The organism is Sphingomonas sp. PvP055 (genome assembly GCF_040546365.1).
Taxonomy (GTDB): Bacteria; Pseudomonadota; Alphaproteobacteria; order Sphingomonadales; family Sphingomonadaceae; genus Sphingomonas; species Sphingomonas echinoides_A.
The window spans coordinates 3109175-3124850 of the sequence record NZ_JBEPNS010000001.1 but is presented as its reverse complement, the minus strand read 5'-3'; the positions used below and the strand labels follow the sequence as shown (position 1 = coordinate 3124850).

Sequence of the window (15676 nt, the reverse complement as noted above, 5' to 3'; positions counted from 1 at the left end):
CAGGATCATTGTCGGGGTGCCGTCATGGCCCTTGCCACGACGGTGTCGATCTCGCTGGGGCTGCTCAAGAGATCGCTTTAGGTTTGGCGTCGTCAGTTGTCGGCAAGGCCATCAGGCCACTACGGCTGGGCATTCGCGAGGACTCGGTGCGCTGGTCCGGACGGGGGCTTGAACTCGTTTCCGGCAACGCCGATGTATGACGTCTCTTCGGGGCATAAAGGATTTCAAGACTCATCATGCGCAATCCGTTCGACACCGGTGACTTCATGGCCCCCCTTCATGGCGCCGGGATGGCGGCCTCCCCGCAGGGTGGGCTCGTTCCGATCGTCATCGAGCAATCCAATCGCGGCGAGCGCAGCTTCGACATTTACTCGCGGCTGCTGCGCGAACGCATCATCTTCATCACGGGCGGCGTCGAGGACCATATGGCCTCGGTGATCAGCGCTCAGCTGCTGTTCCTGGAATCGGAGAATCCGAAGAAGGACATCTTCATGTACATCAACTCGCCGGGCGGTGTCGTCACGGCGGGCATGGCGATCCATGACACGATGCAGTACATCCGTCCGCGCGTCGGCACGGTCTGCATGGGTCAGGCCGCGTCGATGGGCAGCTTCCTGCTCGCAGCGGGCGAGCCGGGGATGCGCGTCGCGCTGACCAACGCGCGGATCATGATCCACCAGCCTTCGGGCGGGGCACAGGGCATGGCGAGCGACATCCAGATCCAGGCGAAGGAAATCCAGCGGATCAAGAACCGGATGAATGCGCTGTATGCGCAGTACACCGGCAAGCCGCTCGAGGAGATTGAGCGTGCGATGGACCGTGACACGTTCCTCGAGGCGCATGAGGCCAAGGACTTTGGCCTGGTCGACCAGGTGTTCGACAAGCGTCCGGCGCTCCCCGACGACTCGACCACGCCGCCGGCGCTGACGTCTGCATAATTCGAAGTGATCTCGTAAATTCACCGTATATTCAGTGCCGGGCGTCTATGTTTTAGCCCGGCACACCTATCTCAAGACGATTTTGGTGATTGTCGGACCGCGCGAGGGCGGTCTAGGATGGACCCTCGCAGTAGTGCGCCCCAAGGGCTGCCAAGGATGGACTAAATGCCAAAGATGACCGGCGGCGACTCCAAGAGCACGCTTTATTGCTCGTTCTGCGGCAAATCGCAGCACGAAGTCCGCAAGCTGATTGCGGGCCCTACCGTTTTCATCTGCGATGAATGCGTCGAACTGTGCAACGACATCATCCGCGAGGAGACGAAGTCCGCGCTGGTGAGCAAGAAGGACGGCGGCGTCCCCACGCCGCAGGAAATCTGCGACGTGCTCGATGATTACGTCATCGGCCAGAAGCGCGCCAAGCGCGTGCTCTCGGTGGCGGTGCACAATCATTACAAGCGCCTCAACCACGGCCAGAAGGGTGCGGACGTCGAGCTTGCCAAGTCGAACATCCTGCTGATGGGCCCGACCGGTTGCGGCAAGACGCTGCTCGCCCAAACCCTTGCTAGAATCCTCGACGTGCCGTTCACGATGGCCGATGCGACGACGCTGACCGAAGCCGGTTACGTCGGCGAGGACGTCGAGAACATCATCCTCAAGCTGCTCCAGGCGTCCGACTATAACGTCGAGCGGGCGCAGCGCGGGATCGTCTATATCGACGAGATCGACAAGATCAGCCGCAAGGCCGAGAACCCGTCGATCACGCGCGACGTTTCGGGCGAGGGCGTCCAGCAGGCGCTGCTCAAGCTGATGGAAGGCACCACCGCAAGCGTTCCGCCGCAGGGGGGCCGCAAGCATCCGCAGCAGGAGTTCCTGCAGGTCGACACGACCAACATCCTGTTCATCTGCGGTGGCGCGTTCAGCGGCATCGAGAAGATCATCGGGGATCGTCTGCAGGGCAAGTCGATCGGCTTCGGTGCCTATGTCGCCTCGCCTGAGGAACGCCGTACCGGTGAGACGCTCAAGGCGGTCGAGCCCGAGGATCTGCTCAAGTTCGGGCTCATCCCTGAGTTCGTCGGCCGTCTGCCGGTGATCGCGACGCTCGAGGATCTCGACGTTCCGGCGCTGGTGACGATCCTGACCGAGCCGAAGAACGCGCTGGTGAAACAGTATCAGAAGCTGTTCGACATGGAGACGGTCAAGCTCGGCTTTACCGACGATGCGCTGGTGCAGGTTGCCAAGAAGGCGATCGATCGCAAGACCGGCGCGCGCGGGCTTCGGTCGATCCTCGAGGGCATCTTGCTCGACACGATGTTCGATTTGCCGGGCATGGACGGCGTCGACGAGGTGATGATCGACAAGGACGTGATCGACGGCCGCAAGGAGCCGATCCGCGTCTATGCCAAGAAGGAAAAGGCGGGGGCGGGCGCGGCGTAACGCCGCACCGTTTCCAACTCCGCAGCGGGGGCGTCGGGTGACCGGCGCCCTTTCTGTTTGTCGTCCGGGCGGTGCCGCGCGGGACGGCCGATCGTAGCAATTGACGAATCGTTAACCCGCGATCTTTACGTTTGGATAGGGTACCATGGGTCCGGGTCGGATCCTGGGTCCGGAGGGAGTTTTATGCGCCACGCTGCGCTGCTGTTATCCGCGACGATCGCTCTTGCTACCGGGTGCACGCCGCAACGTCCGCCACAGATCGCGGTTTCGGAGCAGCCTGATGTGCCGACCAGCTGGCATATGCGGCTCACCTCGGTCGACCGATCCGCGATCGACCGCTTGCCGACGGTCTGGGCACGAGCGCGCGCCGACCTGCCGCGTCGCGCGCGAGTTGCGGTCGCGGCGGAGGGGCCGCTGCTCGACCCCGCGGTCGCTCTGCCCAAGGCCGAACTGTCGCCGGGCCTGTATTATTGCCGCCTGATGCGCTTCGGGGGCCGCGCCGGGTTCGCGAGTTTCAAGCCCGATTTCTGCACCGTGGTGGTCACGCCCGAGGGCACCGCCTTCAACAAGCAGAGCGGCACCATCCAGCCGCGGGGCTGGCTGTTCACCCAGAACGACACGCGACAGGTGTTCCTGGGCGCGCTGGCGCCCGTCCGGGGTGGCTCGGTGCCCGCTTATGGCAACAGCCCGGCGACGAACGTCACGGGCGTGGTGGAGCGGGTCTCGCCGTTTCGGTGGCGGCTGACCCTCGCGCGGGCGGCGGGCGGAGCGTTGCTCGACGTGTACGAGCTGGTGCCGGTGACGCCCAAGGTTCCGGGGTCGGTGCCGGCGGTGTCGGGGTAGGACTAAACGCCTTACGGAGTCCTGACGACGATCGGCAGGATCGCGTCGAGCAGCAGCATCCCCGCCTCGGTAACGCCCAGCCAGTCGCCGTCCCGCGCGATCAACCCCTGTGCGATCAGCCGTTCCGTTGCGACAGTATCGATCAATCCGTCCACGGTCGTTTCGCCAAGCCGTGCGATCCGGCCGAGGTCGACGCCCTCGCGCAACCGGAGACCCATCAGCAACGCCTCGGTCGAGCGGTCCGAAGGCGGCAGCAGATCCTCGATCTGCGCGCCATGACCGTTGCGGGCGACCGCCGACATCCAATTCTCGGGCTTCTTGTGCCGCGCCGTCGCCAGCCCGCCGCGCCGACCATGTGCGCCAGGGCCGATGCCTGCATAGTCGCGGTAGCGCCAATAGACGAGGTTGTGGCGGCTCTCCGCACCGATTCGCGCGTGATTGGAGATTTCATACGCGGGCAAGCCGGCCGCCGCCGTCATCGCACGAGTCGTTTCGAACAGGTCGGCTGCCGAATCGCCATTGGGAATCACGATCCGGCCAGCGGCGGCTTCGGTCGCGAAGCGCGTGCCGGGTTCGATCGTAAGCTGGTACAGCGACAGATGTTCGGTTCCGAAGCTCAACGCGCGGCTGAGTTCGGCTTTCCAATCGGCGATCCGCTGCCCCGGGCGCGCGTAGATCAGGTCGAAACTGACTCGCTTGAACGCCGCCTGCGCGGTCGCCAAGGCACCCAGGCCTTCGGTCACGTCGTGCGCGCGCCCGAGGAAACGCAGTGCGCTGTCGTCGAGCGCCTGCAACCCCAGCGAGACGCGGTTCACCCCCGCGCGGGCGAGGTCGGTGAAGCGGGACGCTTCAACCGACGATGGGTTGGCTTCCAGCGTGATCTCGATGTCGGGGTCGGGTTTCCAATAGGTTGTCGCCGCATCGATCACGGCTGCCACGGTTTCGGGCGGCATCAGCGACGGCGTTCCCCCGCCGAAGAAGATCGAGCCCAGCCGCCGACCCGGCAACGCCTGCGCCTCGTACCGGAGATCCTCCAGCAGCGCCTTGCGCCATTCCGCCTGATCGACCACGTCGCGGACGTGGCTGTTGAAATCGCAATAGGGGCATTTCGACACGCAGAACGGCCAATGCACATAAAGCGCAAGCGGCGACGACGGATCAGCAGAGGAAGCGGACGGGACGATCATCCGGCGCGCTATGAAGGTAGACGATGACGGTGGGAAGGTCTTTGCGGTATAGAGGCCGAATGTTGGGGGGACTGCTTGCAGTATTGATGCTGGGCGGGTGCGATGGCGCGTCCCCTGTAACTGTGGTCGAGCCACGGACGATTGCCGGAACCTATCCGCGCGGCGAGGCAATGCTGAAAGAGGCCATGCTGGCACGCCATGCGGCCGCCCGGGCCGAAGTCGGCGAGGCGCCGTTGCTCTGGGACGACATGCTTGCCGCGCACGCGGCGACTTACGCCGATACGCTGGTGCGAACCGGGGATTTTCGCCATGCCGATCAGCCCGAGGGGGCGGGGCGGGAAGGGGAAGCGCTGTTCCGCGGAACGCGGGGTGCCTACGCCTATAGCGAGATGGTCGACCTGTGGGTCGCCGAGAAGGTGAACTTCATCAACGGCGAGACCCCGTTCTTCAGCAAGACGGGGCGCGGCGAGGACGTCGGCCATTACACCCAGATCATCTGGCACTCGACCACGCACGTCGGCTGTACGCTCCGCAGCACTGCGGAAGACGATTATCTGGTCTGCCGCTATTCGCCCCCCGGCAACGTCGTCGGCGAACGCGTTTACTGAGTCGCGGCGCAATCGTTGCTTGCGGCGGTAAGGATGGCGCCTGTTGCCACGCCGAATGCCGAAATATCCTTCTCGAAGTGTCGCAAATCGGGAATGGGCGAGATGTTAACGATGATCTTCCAATTTCGAAACAATGCTTGGTTAACAGGCATTTATACGCGGTTGCGCAACATCTTTTCGGAAGTAGATGCGGTTTCACCAGGGGCCGACGAGCGGCTTTGTAAAAGGGGTGTAACCGATGAAGTCGATCAAGAGCTTGTATGCCGCCGCCGCACTCGCCAGCGCTCTCGTTGCGATGCCAGCCTTTGCCGCGACGCCGATCGTCACCGGCGGCAAGTTGATGGGCGCGACGGGCGTCTCCATCGGCGGTGCAAGCTATGACGTCGCCTTCCTCGACGGGACCTGCTCGAGCGTGTTCGGCGGCTGCACGACCAACAACTTCACCTTCAAGACGCTGTCGAGCGCGTTCGCCGCGGGCAATGCACTGCTGTCGCAGGTGTTCATCAACAGCAGCGCAGGCGCATTCGATACGCGCCCGAACCTGACCAACGGCTGCAGCAACCTGGTTGCGTGCAACGTCCTGATCCCGTTCGCGCAGACCGGCGGGATTGTGCTGTTCAAGGATGCGGTGAACACGCCGCTGACCTCGGTGGACTTCACCGTCCCCGGGATGATCGGCGCGAACACGTCGACCAAGTCGCTGTCGAGCTTCGTCTACGCCAAGTTCACCCCGTCGATGACCGCAGCGGTGCCTGAGCCCGGCACGTGGGCGATGATGCTCGCCGGTTTCGGCCTGATGGGCGCAGCGCTGCGCTATCGCAAGCGCTCGACCAAGCTCCGCTTCGCCTGAGCGGTTCGGGGGCATATTGAAAAAGCCGGCGGTCCCGCGACCGCCGGCTTTTTCGCGTCTTGCGGATCTCCGCTTACAGAACGGCGGCGATCATCGCGGCAAAGGCGGCGGCACGGTGGCTGATCGCGTGCTTTTCTGCGGGGTCCATCTCGGCATAGGTCTGGGTGTTGCCCAAGGGCACGAACACCGGATCATAGCCGAAACCGACGTCGCCACGCGGGGGCCAAGTCAGCGTTCCCTCTGCCCGACCTTCGAACCACTGCACGTGCCCATCCGGCCAGGCGAGCGCGAGCACGCTGACGAAATGCGCCGCGCGGCTGGCATCGGGGCCTTTTTCCGCGAGCGCCTGCTCGACCTTGGTCATGGCGAGCGTCCAGTCGCGACCGTTCGGCGTTTCCGCCCAATTGGCGGTGTAGACACCGGGGTCGCCGCCCAAAGCATCGACGCACAGACCGCTGTCGTCCGCCAGCGCGGGCAGACCCGACAGGTCCGCCGCCTGTAACGCCTTCAGTTCGGCATTCGCGACGAAGGTCGTTCCGGTCTCCTCGGGCTCGGGCAAGTCGAGGTCCGCCGCCGAGATTGCCTCGATCCCATATTCGGCGAGCAGCGCGTTGATCTCACGCACCTTGCCGGCATTGTGGCTGGCGATGACGAGCTTGCCGGGGGTGAGCTTGCGGATCGCCTGGGGCGGCACGCCGTCGGGCTCGACCGGGCTCATTTGCCGACGGCCCGGGCCTGCGCCGCGAAGATCTCGGTACAGCCGATGCGCGACAGGCGGAGCAGGCGGAGCAGCGCTTCCTCGTCATAGGTCGCGCCTTCGGCGGTTGCCTGGACTTCGGCGATGTTACCGGTTTCTAGCAGGACGAAATTGGCGTCCGCGTCGGCCTTCGAATCCTCGTCGTAATCGAGATCGAGCACGGGCGTGCCCTTGTAGATCCCGCAGCTGACCGCGGCGACCTTCTGCGTCAGCGGATCGCTGGTCAGCTTGCCGCTTTCGAGCAGCCCGTCGATCGCGAGGCGAAGCGCGACCCACGCGCCCGAGATCGCCGCGGTGCGCGTGCCGCCGTCCGCCTGGATCACGTCGCAGTCGAGCACGATCTGGCGTTCGCCGAGCAGCTTGAGGTCGGTCACCGCGCGCAGCGAGCGCCCGATCAGGCGCTGAATTTCCTGCGTGCGGCCGGATTGCTTGCCCTTGGCGGCTTCGCGGCTGCCACGGGTATGCGTGGCGCGCGGGAGCATGCCATATTCGGCGGTGACCCAGCCTTCGCCCTTGCCGCGGAGGAAGGGGGGCACCTTTTCCTCGATGCTGGCGGTGACGAGGACCTTGGTGTCGCCGAACCCGATCAGCACCGATCCTTCGGCATGGCGGGTGAAGCGCGGCTCGATCGTGATCGTGCGCATCTGGTCGGGGGTACGGCCGCTTGGGCGCATCGGGTATCTCCTGAGAATGGTCGCGACGACCTACCCGTGCGTTCGGATGGTGTCACCCCTATCTGAAGGGGGAGATTGGGAGCCATTTGCCTGCAATGACGACGTATCGTGCATCATCGATCAAGGACCGGGTGGCCTCCGCCGGCGGGGCGGCGCTGCTGGTCGTGGCGATCGGCTATGGCTTGATGACGGGGTTGTCGGTCGATTTCCGCACGCGTGTGTCCGAGGAACTGAAGGCGTTTTCGGTGCTGCCGCCTGCGCCGCCGCCGCCCCGGAAGGAGATCGTCCCCGCACCGCGCAAGGCGGAGAAGCGCAAGGAGGCGGAAGCCGCGCCGCCCAACCTGACCGCCAAGCCGACCGAAGTCGTCGCGCCACCACCCGTGATCCGCTTGCCGCAGCCGCCGCCGATCCCGGTGGCCCCGGTCGCGGGTGCGGGGATCGATCCGCGCGCCGGGGCGGCGCCCGTGGTCGGGCCGGGGACGGGGAGCGGCGGGCAGGGCAACGGCCGGGGAAGCGGGCGCGGCGGCGACGGCGATGGCGGCGGGGGTGGCGAGATCCCGCTCGAACTGATCCGCGGCGAGCTGCGTTATCGTGATTTGCCGCGCGACCTGTATGAAGCGCACGTCTCTGGGACCGTCGGGATGGCGTTCGATGTCAGTGCGAAGGGGCGGGTTACCGCGTGCCGGATTACGCGGTCGAGCCGCAATCCCCGGTTGGATGCGGCGACGTGCGCGCTGATCATCGAGAAGCTCCGCTACCGCCCCACACGCAATGCCGCTGGACAGGCGGTTCCGGACACGGTCACCGGGGAGCAAGTCTGGACGATCGAACGTGGGCGGTATGAGGATGACGAATAGCGGGCCGCATGTCCGGCCCTTATACAGCGACACCCCGGAACAGCGTCCCGGGGTGTTCGCGTTTCTTACCGGGTTGCCTTTAACGGCGCGACGATCGCTTACTGCTCCCCGCTACCCGGCTCCGCCATCTTGCGATGCTGTTCGGCAAGGATCGACGGCGGGATGACGCCCGTCGCCGCGACCTGCAGTTTGTTCTTGAGGCCCGAGACGATGTGCCCCTTGCCGGCGAACAGCGCGTCCCAGCCGTCCTTCGCGACATCGAGCGGATCGCTCTTGTTGTCGTCCTGCCCGACGCTGGTATCGCCCATGCCCGCGCGGTCGAAGAATTCGGTATCGACGGGTCCGGGCATCAGCGTCGTCAGCGTCACGCCCTTCGAGTCCTTGATCTCGTTGCGCAGCGCTTCGGTGAAATTGTCGACGAACGCCTTGGTGCCGTTGTAGACCGCGTTGAACGCGCCGGGGATGTACCCCGCGATCGACCCGGTGACGAGGATCTTGCCGTCATCGCGCGCGACCATGTCCTTGAGCACGCGCTGGACGAGGTAGATCGTGCCGGTGATGTTGGTGTCGACCGAGCGGCGCCACATGGCGACGTCCTGGTCGAGGAACGCGCCGCCCGTGCCGATCCCGGCATTGGCGAACAGCAAGTCGATCTGGCGTCCGCCGGTCGCATCGAGCAACTGGTCGACGCCGTCGATCGAGGACAGGTCGGCGTTGACCGACTGGACGTCGGTGCCGAATTGCTTGAAGTCCGCGGCGGCGGCGTCGATCAGCGCTTCGTTCGCGACGACGATCAGGTCGTAGCCCTGCTTGGCGGCGAGGGTCGCGAGTTCGAACCCGATCCCGGTCGACGCGCCGGTAACGAGGGCAAGTTTGTTGGCCATGATGATGTCTCCTGGAGTACGGATCAGAGCGTGGGCGCGAGGCCGGGCTTGAGGACGACCTTGGTCACTTCATTCTGATTGTCGTGGAACATCTTGTAGCCCTGCGGGGCCTCTTCCAGCGACAGGCGGTGCGAGATGAGGAAGGTCGTGTCGATCTTCTCTTCGAGGATCGCGGCCAGCAGGCCGGGCAGATAATGCTGGACATGCGTCTGGCCGGTTTTGAGCGTCAGGCCCTTTTCCATGAACGCGCCGAGCGGGAACTTGTCGACGAACCCGCCGTACACCGCGGGCATCGAAACACGGCCACCCTTGCGGCAGGCATAGATCGCCTGACGGATCGCGTGGGTCCGGTCGGTACCGAGGAAGGTCGACTTCTTGATCTGGTCGATCACGTTGTCGACAAAGAAACCGTGGGCTTCCAGGCCGACGCTGTCGATCACCGCATCCGGGCCGATCCCGCCGGTCATCTCCATCAGCGCGTCGTAAACGCCTGAATCCTCGAAGTTGATCGTCTCCGCGCCGAACTTCTTGGCGAGTTCGAGGCGGCGCGGGAAATGGTCGATCGCGATGACGCGTTCGGCGCCCATCAGGAACGCCGACTGCACCGCGAACAGCCCGACCGGACCGCAGCCCCAGACGGCGACGGTGTCACCGGGTTCGATGTCGGCATTCTCCGCCGCCATCCAGCCGGTCGGCAGGATGTCGGACAGGAACAGCACTTTTTCGTCGTCGATCCCCTCGGGGATCACGATCGGGCCGACGTCGCTGAACGGCACGCGGACATATTCGGCCTGGCCGCCGGCATAGCCGCCGGTCATGTGGCTATAGCCGAACAGTCCGGACATCGGCTGGCCGTACAGCGTCTGCGCGATATCCTGATTGTCGGCGGGGAGGCCGTTGTCGCACGCCGAATATTGGTGCTTGCCGCAATGATAGCAGCTGCCGCACGCGATGGTGAACGGGACGACGACCTTCTGGCCCTTCTTCAACGTCGATTTGGGACCGATTTCGACGACTTCGCCCATGAATTCATGGCCGAGAATGTCGCCCGATTGCATCGTCGGGATGTACCCGTCGTACAGATGCAGATCCGACCCGCAGATCGCGGTCGCGGTGATCTTGATGATCGCATCGCGGGGGTTGATGATCTCGGGGTCGTCGACGGTGTCGACGCGGACGTCGTGGCGTCCATGCCAGGTCAGTGCGCGCATCAGGCGAGTTCCTCTTCGAATTGCTGGCGCGTTTGCGCGGCGGTGGCGATTTCGCCGGTTTCCATCAATTGCTTGAACCGGCGCAGGTCGCGGCGTGCCTGAATGGCGGGCTCGCGCTGGAATAGCTTGGCGATCAGCTTGCCGACCACGCCCGCGGGCGGATCGTACAACAAGGTGGCGGTGACGACGGTGCCGCGCGCGCCTGCGTCGCGGAATTCGATGCGGCCACTGTTGTCGATATCCGCGCCGGGTTCGGACGCCCAGGCGATGTACGACCCGTCCGCCTCGTCGGTGACGACCGAGTCCCATTCGACCGTCTTTCCGGCGGGCGCCTTGACGACCCAATGCGACCGTTTGGAATCGAGCACGTCTATCCGCACGACATTCTCCATGAAGGTCGGCAGGTTGGCGAAATCGCGGAAATAGGCGAACAGTTCGGCGCGGGGACGGTTGATCGTCACCGATCGCCCGACGATGGAGTCGCCGCGCTTCTCGAGCAGAGTGTCGGTCGCCACATCGATCGCGGCGGACGGGTGTTTGGACGCGGAAAGGGGTGCGTCGTCGGTGGTGACGTCGGGCATCATGCTCTCCTGGAGGTGCAGTCCGTTCAACGCGTGGACGCCCCCCGGCGGTTCCTGACAACCTTGTTAACCTCGATTAGGGGCGGGGTGATCGTCGAAAGGTCGTAACGGTTGAGCGTTGCGACGATGCGCCCCATATATGACGGATGAACCCAGCCCCCGTCGCCGAACTCAATGACCGTGCGCGCGACATCTTTCGAGTCGTGGTGGAGAGCTATCTCAACACCGGGGCGCCGATCGGGTCGCGCGCGATCGCGCATTTGTCGGGGCTCAACCTGTCGCCCGCCTCGATCCGCAACGTCATGCAGGATCTGGAAGAACTGGGGCTGCTCGCGGCGCCGCATACCAGCGCGGGGCGGATGCCGACGGAGATCGGGCTGCGGCTGTTCGTCGATGGCATGATGCAGGCGCTCGAACCGTCCGCCGAGGAACAGGCCGCGATCGCGGCGCGGCTGACGCAGACCGGCCCGGTCGAAGAAGCCATCGCCGCGACCACGGCGGCGCTTTCGGGGCTGTCGGCCTGTGCCGGGATGGTGATGGTCGCCAAGCGCGAGCTGGTCCTGCGGCAGATGAGCTTCGTCCCGCTGTCGGCGGAGCGCGCGCTCGCGGTGCTGGTCGGCGCGGACGGGTCGGTCGAGAACCGCGTGATCGCCTTGCCGCCCGGGCTCCCGGTGTCGGCGCTGGTCGAGGCGGGCAATTACATGAGCGCGATGCTCGGCGGGCTGACGATCGCCGAGGCGCGCGCGCGGATCGAGCGCGAGATGATGGACGAACGCGCCGAACTGGACGGGGCAGCGCGCACGCTGATCGAACGCGGGCTGGCGGTGTGGAGCGAGGACGGCGACCGGCGCCCGGTCCTGATCGTGCGCGGGCAGGCGCGATTGATCGACGACGCCGCCGCGGCCGATCTGGAACGGGTGCGCGATCTGCTCGACGATCTGGAGGGCAAGCAGGACATTGCGCGGCTGCTCGACAACGCCGCCGCGGGCGATGCGACGCGGATCTTCATCGGCGCTGAAACCAAGCTGTTCGCGCTCAGCGGGTCCTCGGTCATCGCCAAACCGTTTCGCGGATTGGACGGTCGCGTCGTTGGAGTCGTGGGGGTGATTGGGCCGACGCGGTTGAACTATGCGCGCGTCGTGCCCATGGTGGATTATACCGCCGCGACACTCGCGCGATTGATGGGTTGAACACGGGATTTTTGGACGACATGAGCGATAACGACACGAACCAGGCACAGGACCTGCGCGAGGAAACCGCCGCAGCCGCACCCGAGGTCGCCGAGCATGATGCCGCCGACGCGCGCTTCGACAAGCTCGAGGCGGAGCTCGCGGAATCGAAGCAGGCGGTGCTGTATGCGCATGCCGAGGCGCAGAACATCCGACGCCGCGCGGAGAAGGAAACCGCCGACGCGCGGGCCTATGCGTCGACCGCGTTTGCGCGCGATCTGCTGTCGGTGGCGGATAATCTTGCACGCGGTCTCGATGCGATCCCGGCGGATCTGCGCGAGGACGAAAAGATGAAGGGGCTCGTCGCCGGGCTCGAGGCCACTGGTCGCGAACTGGAAGCGGTGTTCCAGCGGCACGGCATCAAGAAGATGACGACGATCGGCGAGAAGCTCGATCCGAATTTCCACCAGGCGATGTTCGAGCTGCCGAGCGACGAGCCGGCGGGGACGGTCGTGCAGGAAATGCAGTCGGGCTACATGATCAAGGACCGGTTGCTGCGTCCGGCGCTGGTCGGGGTGGCCAAGGCCCAGTAAGATCGGACCGCCGCGACGCCCCTGGGGCGTCGCGGCGGCACCGCGGATCAGACCTGCGCGATCGTCCGCAAGTGATCGATCCGCTGTTGAAAGACGCCCTCAAAGCTGTGGTCGCGGCTGACCCCGGCCGCGGCGCGGATCATGCGGGCAAGCTGTGCCCGGTCGTTCGAGAGTTTCGTGATCGCGGTCGCCAGCGCGACGATGTGATCGGTCGGGACGGACAGGCCGACGTTCCCCAGCGCCGTAATTCCCTTGAACGCGGCATTGTCATATCCCACGATCGGCACGCCGCAGCTCATCGTCTCGATATAGGTACACGACGGGTCGCCTTGCCGGTGGCAACAGACGAACAGGTCGATCGATTCCTTCATCCTGGGAACGAGCATCGTGTCGAACGGCACGGGGCCATGGACCCGGACGCTGTCCTGAAGTCCGGCCCGGTCGACCGATGCCGCGATTTCCCCGCGCAACGGTCCGTCCCCGTAGATGTCGAGGGTGAAGGGTGTGCCACTGCGCGAGAGCGCCGCAGCGATCGGCACGAGGTGATCCGCGCCCTTCATCTTGGCGAGCCGGCCCGAATAGGCGAGCCGCAACGGTCGTCCGGCGAGGACCTGCACGACTTTCGCCTCGACTTCGGCGGCGGTGACGTGCTGCGCGCGCGGCATCCGCGTGTCGAAGTAGCGCATCGGCGCATTCGTCAGCGCATGATAGCTGTCGAACGCCGGGGTTCCATTGGCTTGCAGGCCAGCCGCTTTCGAGAAGGCGCGGCGGCGATCACGTTCGCGCAGGAGGAGCCATGCGCTCGACTTGGCGGTCTGGATCGACAGGCCGTGGTCGAGCCGAAGGATCCGCAGGCGGGTGTCCAGCGTATATTCGATCACGAACACCGTGGGGGCGGTGGTCACATACGGCATCGCAAGATCGAGATGACTGTCACCCGCCGCCAGCACCACGGCGGCATCGTCGAAAGCGCCGGGACTGTCCTGCAGATGGTCGCCGATCGACATGAGGTCGAACGGAAGATCCGCCGGATCATAGAAATCCCCGAACGCGATCTGGGTGCGATCGCCTTGCCGCATCAGGCAGCGTACGCGGCCTGGCCACAGCGCCGCATACTGTTTCAGGCCTTCTACCGCCTTGATATCGAGAAAAGTCCTGTTGCCAACCTGCGCCATGGGCACACTTGGGGTCACAACGAGGGTTTGGGATTGCACCAAGGTTCTCCAGGATGCGGCCGTGCGTGCGGCCGATCCAGCGCAGGATAGAATGTTTACGCATGAACAAGATTCCCGGCGCCACAATCGAAGTCGATTGAAAGAAAACAGGGCGTACGGGTCGCAAAGCGAATGAAGTCCGTAAGGTAATCGAATACTTTGACCCTCGTCAGGAAAGATGGCCCGCTAGGGACAACATTTCCAAGACGATTCACATCGAGTGCAACCGCCCTCAATTTACATTAAAAATTTGTTAAGGAGGTATTAGTTTTTGGAGCGTGCGCGAGCCCGCCCCGATGAGGGCAGGTCGCACACCGCGCGGCATCGTGCGGTATTGCGCGGCATCGGATCACCGCCTTTCGGCGAAGTGACCGGGAAACTGTTGGAAATCAGGCGTTAACGGCCATGTCGATCGCCATCCGCGCGCCCGTGGCGGCGCGCTCCGGCTGCCGGCACACAGACGTGCGCGGAACCGCTATTGAACCGCCTGTTTGGCGCGGAGCGACGTCAGATACGCCCGTGTGGCGTCGAACCCGAGAGTGTCCTGGATGCTGCGATAGGCGTTGTCCGCAATCGCTTCGAGCCTTGCGGTGTCGCTGAGCGCTTCCTTGATGACCGCGTCGAGATCGCTCAGATCCCATTTCACGGGGATATAGGTTTCCCACGGCCGGAAGACGTCTCCCATGACGTCGAGGTGCGACATGTCGGGTTTGAGCAACACCGCGCCGACGGCATAGGCCTCGAAATCGCGCCAGCACAGCTCGCCATAACCAAACGGGCTGAAGCACAGCCGCGACCGCGACAATTCCGCCATGAACTGGCTTTTCTTGACCATGCCGTTCGTGGCGCTGGTAATTCCCGGCACTGCGGAAATGGCGTTGGAGGCGTGTTTGCGCATGCTGCCATACCAACCGGTGCCCTTCGTCTGGATCCGGGCATGGACATCGATGTCGCGGACGGACACCCGCCGCTGCTCTCCCGAGAACAGGCGATACAGCTGGCTGCTCGTGGAGAAGGCTGGGGTCAGCAGCAGCTTCGGCAGGATCGTCGGCGGATTGATCCAGGTCGACCGGACGTCCTCTGGCGATGCCGGGTCTGTTTCAACCTGCAGCAGCTGCGAGTAATAGGCCATCAGGTTCGTATGGCCGTCCAGGGCTTTCAGATAGTCGCGCCTCTCATGCATCAGCGATTTCTTGGCATAGCCGTCGACGAACGGATCGACCTTTTGCGAGAAACGAATGTCACAGGGCGCGAACCAGTCGCAGAAGATAATGGTGGCCGCGGGATTGCGCTCGCGCAGACGCTTCACCCGATCGACGTTGAGCGCGAAATATTCGTCGAAACTCGGTTGATACAGGATCGTCCCGGCTGCTTCGACCAACGGGTTCCCGTCGGCCTGCTCCGTCGGCAAGGCGCGAATGCTGACGCCTTCCTTGCGGAAGGAACGGACTTCGCGGACGAAGGGTGAAAATTGCGGTTCGGCCAGGCGATCATTTTGATACAGCAGCAAGCACTTTTCGGCGCAGTCCTCGTCAAACGGGCGCGACAGGCGATAGGAAACCAGCGGCTGCATCAGACGCGCAGACGTCGGATGGTACAAAGCCGTTTTGCAAACTGCTTCGTCCAGGAGCGTCGCGATCATTGCTGTTTCCTCTCAAAGTGCAGCGGCTGCACGTCCGCAAATTGCGACGAGAGCAAACGGGTCGGAACAAAGGCATGTTTCGCTTGAAAAAATACCATGGTATTCCAGAAAGAAGCTGAAGTTCGCGGCCGACGCAGCACGAAGAGGTGAAAGACGTGCGACGGACCGACTCCCGCCAATACGGAAGAATTTTCGTCTGCGATCACCGACAGATACCCAAGCTCATCCGTCATC

Annotated in this window: 17 protein-coding genes; 8 read left to right on the top strand and 9 right to left on the bottom strand. The window is 64.3% G+C overall.

Translation table 11 applies throughout. The annotated features are described in order from the left end of the window. The first annotated feature begins 236 nt into the window (after positions 1-236). The 3 genes from ABIC16_RS14750 (at position 237) to ABIC16_RS14740 (ending at position 3215) form a co-directional block, all read left to right on the top strand. The gene (locus ABIC16_RS14750; RefSeq protein ID WP_131529272.1) at positions 237-938 is read left to right on the top strand and encodes an ATP-dependent Clp protease proteolytic subunit; all 702 of its coding nucleotides are present in this window, start codon (positions 237-239) and stop codon (positions 936-938) included. Positions 939-1103: 165 nt separating this feature from the next. Then, entirely contained in the window at positions 1104-2372 is a 1269-nt protein-coding gene (gene clpX, locus ABIC16_RS14745) for an ATP-dependent Clp protease ATP-binding subunit ClpX (RefSeq protein ID WP_131529270.1), read from the top strand. Positions 2373-2555: 183 nt separating this feature from the next. Continuing rightward, on the top strand, positions 2556-3215 hold the full coding sequence (locus ABIC16_RS14740) for a DUF4893 domain-containing protein (protein ID WP_277971107.1): 660 nt from the start codon (positions 2556-2558) through the stop codon (positions 3213-3215). Positions 3216-3226: 11 nt separating this feature from the next. On the opposite strand, the gene hemW is transcribed toward ABIC16_RS14740, so the two are convergent. Next, positions 3227-4402, bottom strand: a complete 1176-nt coding sequence (gene hemW / locus ABIC16_RS14735) for a radical SAM family heme chaperone HemW (RefSeq protein WP_354291660.1) — start codon at positions 4400-4402, stop codon at positions 3227-3229. 59 nt (positions 4403-4461) lie between these two features. Here hemW and ABIC16_RS14730 point away from each other — a divergent pair, with 59 nt between their 5' ends. Both ABIC16_RS14730 and ABIC16_RS14725 read left to right on the top strand, forming a co-directional pair. Beyond that, positions 4462-5010, top strand: a complete 549-nt coding sequence (locus tag ABIC16_RS14730) for a CAP domain-containing protein (protein WP_354291659.1) — start codon at positions 4462-4464, stop codon at positions 5008-5010. A gap of 238 nt (positions 5011-5248) precedes the next feature. Continuing rightward, entirely contained in the window at positions 5249-5860 is a 612-nt protein-coding gene (locus ABIC16_RS14725) for a PEPxxWA-CTERM sorting domain-containing protein (protein WP_354291658.1), read from the top strand. A gap of 73 nt (positions 5861-5933) precedes the next feature. Here ABIC16_RS14725 and rdgB read toward each other — a convergent pair whose 3' ends face one another. Together rdgB and rph are read right to left on the bottom strand one after the other, a co-directional pair. Then, positions 5934-6578 (bottom strand): RdgB/HAM1 family non-canonical purine NTP pyrophosphatase, encoded by a 645-nt coding sequence (rdgB, locus tag ABIC16_RS14720; RefSeq protein ID WP_354291657.1) that lies wholly within the window; start codon positions 6576-6578, stop codon positions 5934-5936. Then, entirely contained in the window at positions 6575-7291 is a 717-nt protein-coding gene (gene rph / locus ABIC16_RS14715) for a ribonuclease PH (RefSeq protein WP_277971112.1), read from the bottom strand. The genes rdgB and rph overlap by 4 nt, the downstream gene beginning before the upstream one ends. Before the next feature lie 95 nt (positions 7292-7386). Here rph and ABIC16_RS14710 point away from each other — a divergent pair, with 95 nt between their 5' ends. After that, positions 7387-8148: an energy transducer TonB gene (locus ABIC16_RS14710; RefSeq protein WP_354291656.1), complete on the top strand. Its 762-nt coding sequence runs from the start codon at positions 7387-7389 to the stop codon at positions 8146-8148. Positions 8149-8246: 98 nt separating this feature from the next. Here the strand turns inward: ABIC16_RS14710 and ABIC16_RS14705 are convergent, their stop codons facing one another. From ABIC16_RS14705 to ABIC16_RS14695, 3 genes are read right to left on the bottom strand one after another with little or no spacing between them, the layout of a single operon-like run. Then, a complete protein-coding gene (locus tag ABIC16_RS14705) occupies positions 8247-9032 on the bottom strand; it encodes an SDR family NAD(P)-dependent oxidoreductase (protein WP_277970267.1) in 786 nt (261 codons plus the stop codon). Between the two features lie 23 nt (positions 9033-9055). Beyond that, positions 9056-10243, bottom strand: a complete 1188-nt coding sequence (locus tag ABIC16_RS14700; RefSeq protein ID WP_354291655.1) for a zinc-dependent alcohol dehydrogenase — start codon at positions 10241-10243, stop codon at positions 9056-9058. Next, positions 10243-10824: an SRPBCC family protein gene (locus ABIC16_RS14695; protein WP_354291654.1), complete on the bottom strand. Its 582-nt coding sequence runs from the start codon at positions 10822-10824 to the stop codon at positions 10243-10245. The genes ABIC16_RS14700 and ABIC16_RS14695 overlap by 1 nt, the downstream gene beginning before the upstream one ends. Positions 10825-10970: 146 nt before the next feature. Between ABIC16_RS14695 and hrcA the strand changes: the two genes are divergently transcribed. Continuing rightward, complete coding sequence (hrcA, locus tag ABIC16_RS14690; protein WP_354291653.1) at positions 10971-12014, top strand: heat-inducible transcriptional repressor HrcA; 1044 nt, start codon at positions 10971-10973, stop codon at positions 12012-12014. A 20-nt stretch (positions 12015-12034) separates the two neighbouring features. Beyond that, positions 12035-12586 carry a nucleotide exchange factor GrpE gene (gene grpE / locus ABIC16_RS14685; protein WP_354291652.1) on the top strand — a complete coding sequence of 184 codons (552 nt, stop codon included), beginning with the start codon at positions 12035-12037 and terminating at the stop codon, positions 12584-12586. 47 nt (positions 12587-12633) lie between these two features. On the opposite strand, the gene ABIC16_RS14680 is transcribed toward grpE, so the two are convergent. The 3 genes from ABIC16_RS14680 to ABIC16_RS14670 all read right to left on the bottom strand — a co-directional run bounded on the left by ABIC16_RS14680 (position 12634) and on the right by ABIC16_RS14670 (position 15675). After that, positions 12634-13761 (bottom strand): glycosyltransferase family 4 protein, encoded by a 1128-nt coding sequence (locus tag ABIC16_RS14680; RefSeq protein ID WP_354291651.1) that lies wholly within the window; start codon positions 13759-13761, stop codon positions 12634-12636. A 514-nt stretch (positions 13762-14275) separates the two neighbouring features. Next, the gene (locus ABIC16_RS14675) at positions 14276-15373 is read right to left on the bottom strand and encodes a glycosyltransferase (RefSeq protein ID WP_354291650.1); all 1098 of its coding nucleotides are present in this window, start codon (positions 15371-15373) and stop codon (positions 14276-14278) included. 65 nt (positions 15374-15438) lie between these two features. Next, on the bottom strand, positions 15439-15675 hold the full coding sequence (locus tag ABIC16_RS14670; protein ID WP_354291649.1) for a hypothetical protein: 237 nt from the start codon (positions 15673-15675) through the stop codon (positions 15439-15441). Position 15676 lies beyond the last annotated feature (1 nt).

Coding starts and splice junctions, on each gene's coding strand:
- clpX (WP_131529270.1), top strand. CDS start 1,104: ATGCCAAAGATGACCGGCGGCGACTCCAAGAGCACGCTTTATTGCTCG.
- ABIC16_RS14740 (WP_277971107.1), top strand. CDS start 2,556: ATGCGCCACGCTGCGCTGCTGTTATCCGCGACGATCGCTCTTGCTACC.
- ABIC16_RS14710 (WP_354291656.1), top strand. CDS start 7,387: ATGACGACGTATCGTGCATCATCGATCAAGGACCGGGTGGCCTCCGCC.
- ABIC16_RS14730 (WP_354291659.1), top strand. CDS start 4,462: ATGTTGGGGGGACTGCTTGCAGTATTGATGCTGGGCGGGTGCGATGGC.
- ABIC16_RS14675 (WP_354291650.1), bottom strand. CDS start 15,373: ATGCAGCCGCTGGTTTCCTATCGCCTGTCGCGCCCGTTTGACGAGGAC.
- ABIC16_RS14750 (WP_131529272.1), top strand. CDS start 237: ATGCGCAATCCGTTCGACACCGGTGACTTCATGGCCCCCCTTCATGGC.
- ABIC16_RS14695 (WP_354291654.1), bottom strand. CDS start 10,824: ATGCCCGACGTCACCACCGACGACGCACCCCTTTCCGCGTCCAAACAC.
- ABIC16_RS14725 (WP_354291658.1), top strand. CDS start 5,249: ATGAAGTCGATCAAGAGCTTGTATGCCGCCGCCGCACTCGCCAGCGCT.
- ABIC16_RS14700 (WP_354291655.1), bottom strand. CDS start 10,243: ATGCGCGCACTGACCTGGCATGGACGCCACGACGTCCGCGTCGACACC.
- ABIC16_RS14705 (WP_277970267.1), bottom strand. CDS start 9,032: ATGGCCAACAAACTTGCCCTCGTTACCGGCGCGTCGACCGGGATCGGG.
- rdgB (WP_354291657.1), bottom strand. CDS start 6,578: ATGAGCCCGGTCGAGCCCGACGGCGTGCCGCCCCAGGCGATCCGCAAG.
- hrcA (WP_354291653.1), top strand. CDS start 10,971: ATGAACCCAGCCCCCGTCGCCGAACTCAATGACCGTGCGCGCGACATC.
- rph (WP_277971112.1), bottom strand. CDS start 7,291: ATGCGCCCAAGCGGCCGTACCCCCGACCAGATGCGCACGATCACGATC.
- grpE (WP_354291652.1), top strand. CDS start 12,035: ATGAGCGATAACGACACGAACCAGGCACAGGACCTGCGCGAGGAAACC.
- hemW (WP_354291660.1), bottom strand. CDS start 4,402: ATGATCGTCCCGTCCGCTTCCTCTGCTGATCCGTCGTCGCCGCTTGCG.
- ABIC16_RS14670 (WP_354291649.1), bottom strand. CDS start 15,675: ATGACGGATGAGCTTGGGTATCTGTCGGTGATCGCAGACGAAAATTCT.
- ABIC16_RS14680 (WP_354291651.1), bottom strand. CDS start 13,761: ATGGCGCAGGTTGGCAACAGGACTTTTCTCGATATCAAGGCGGTAGAA.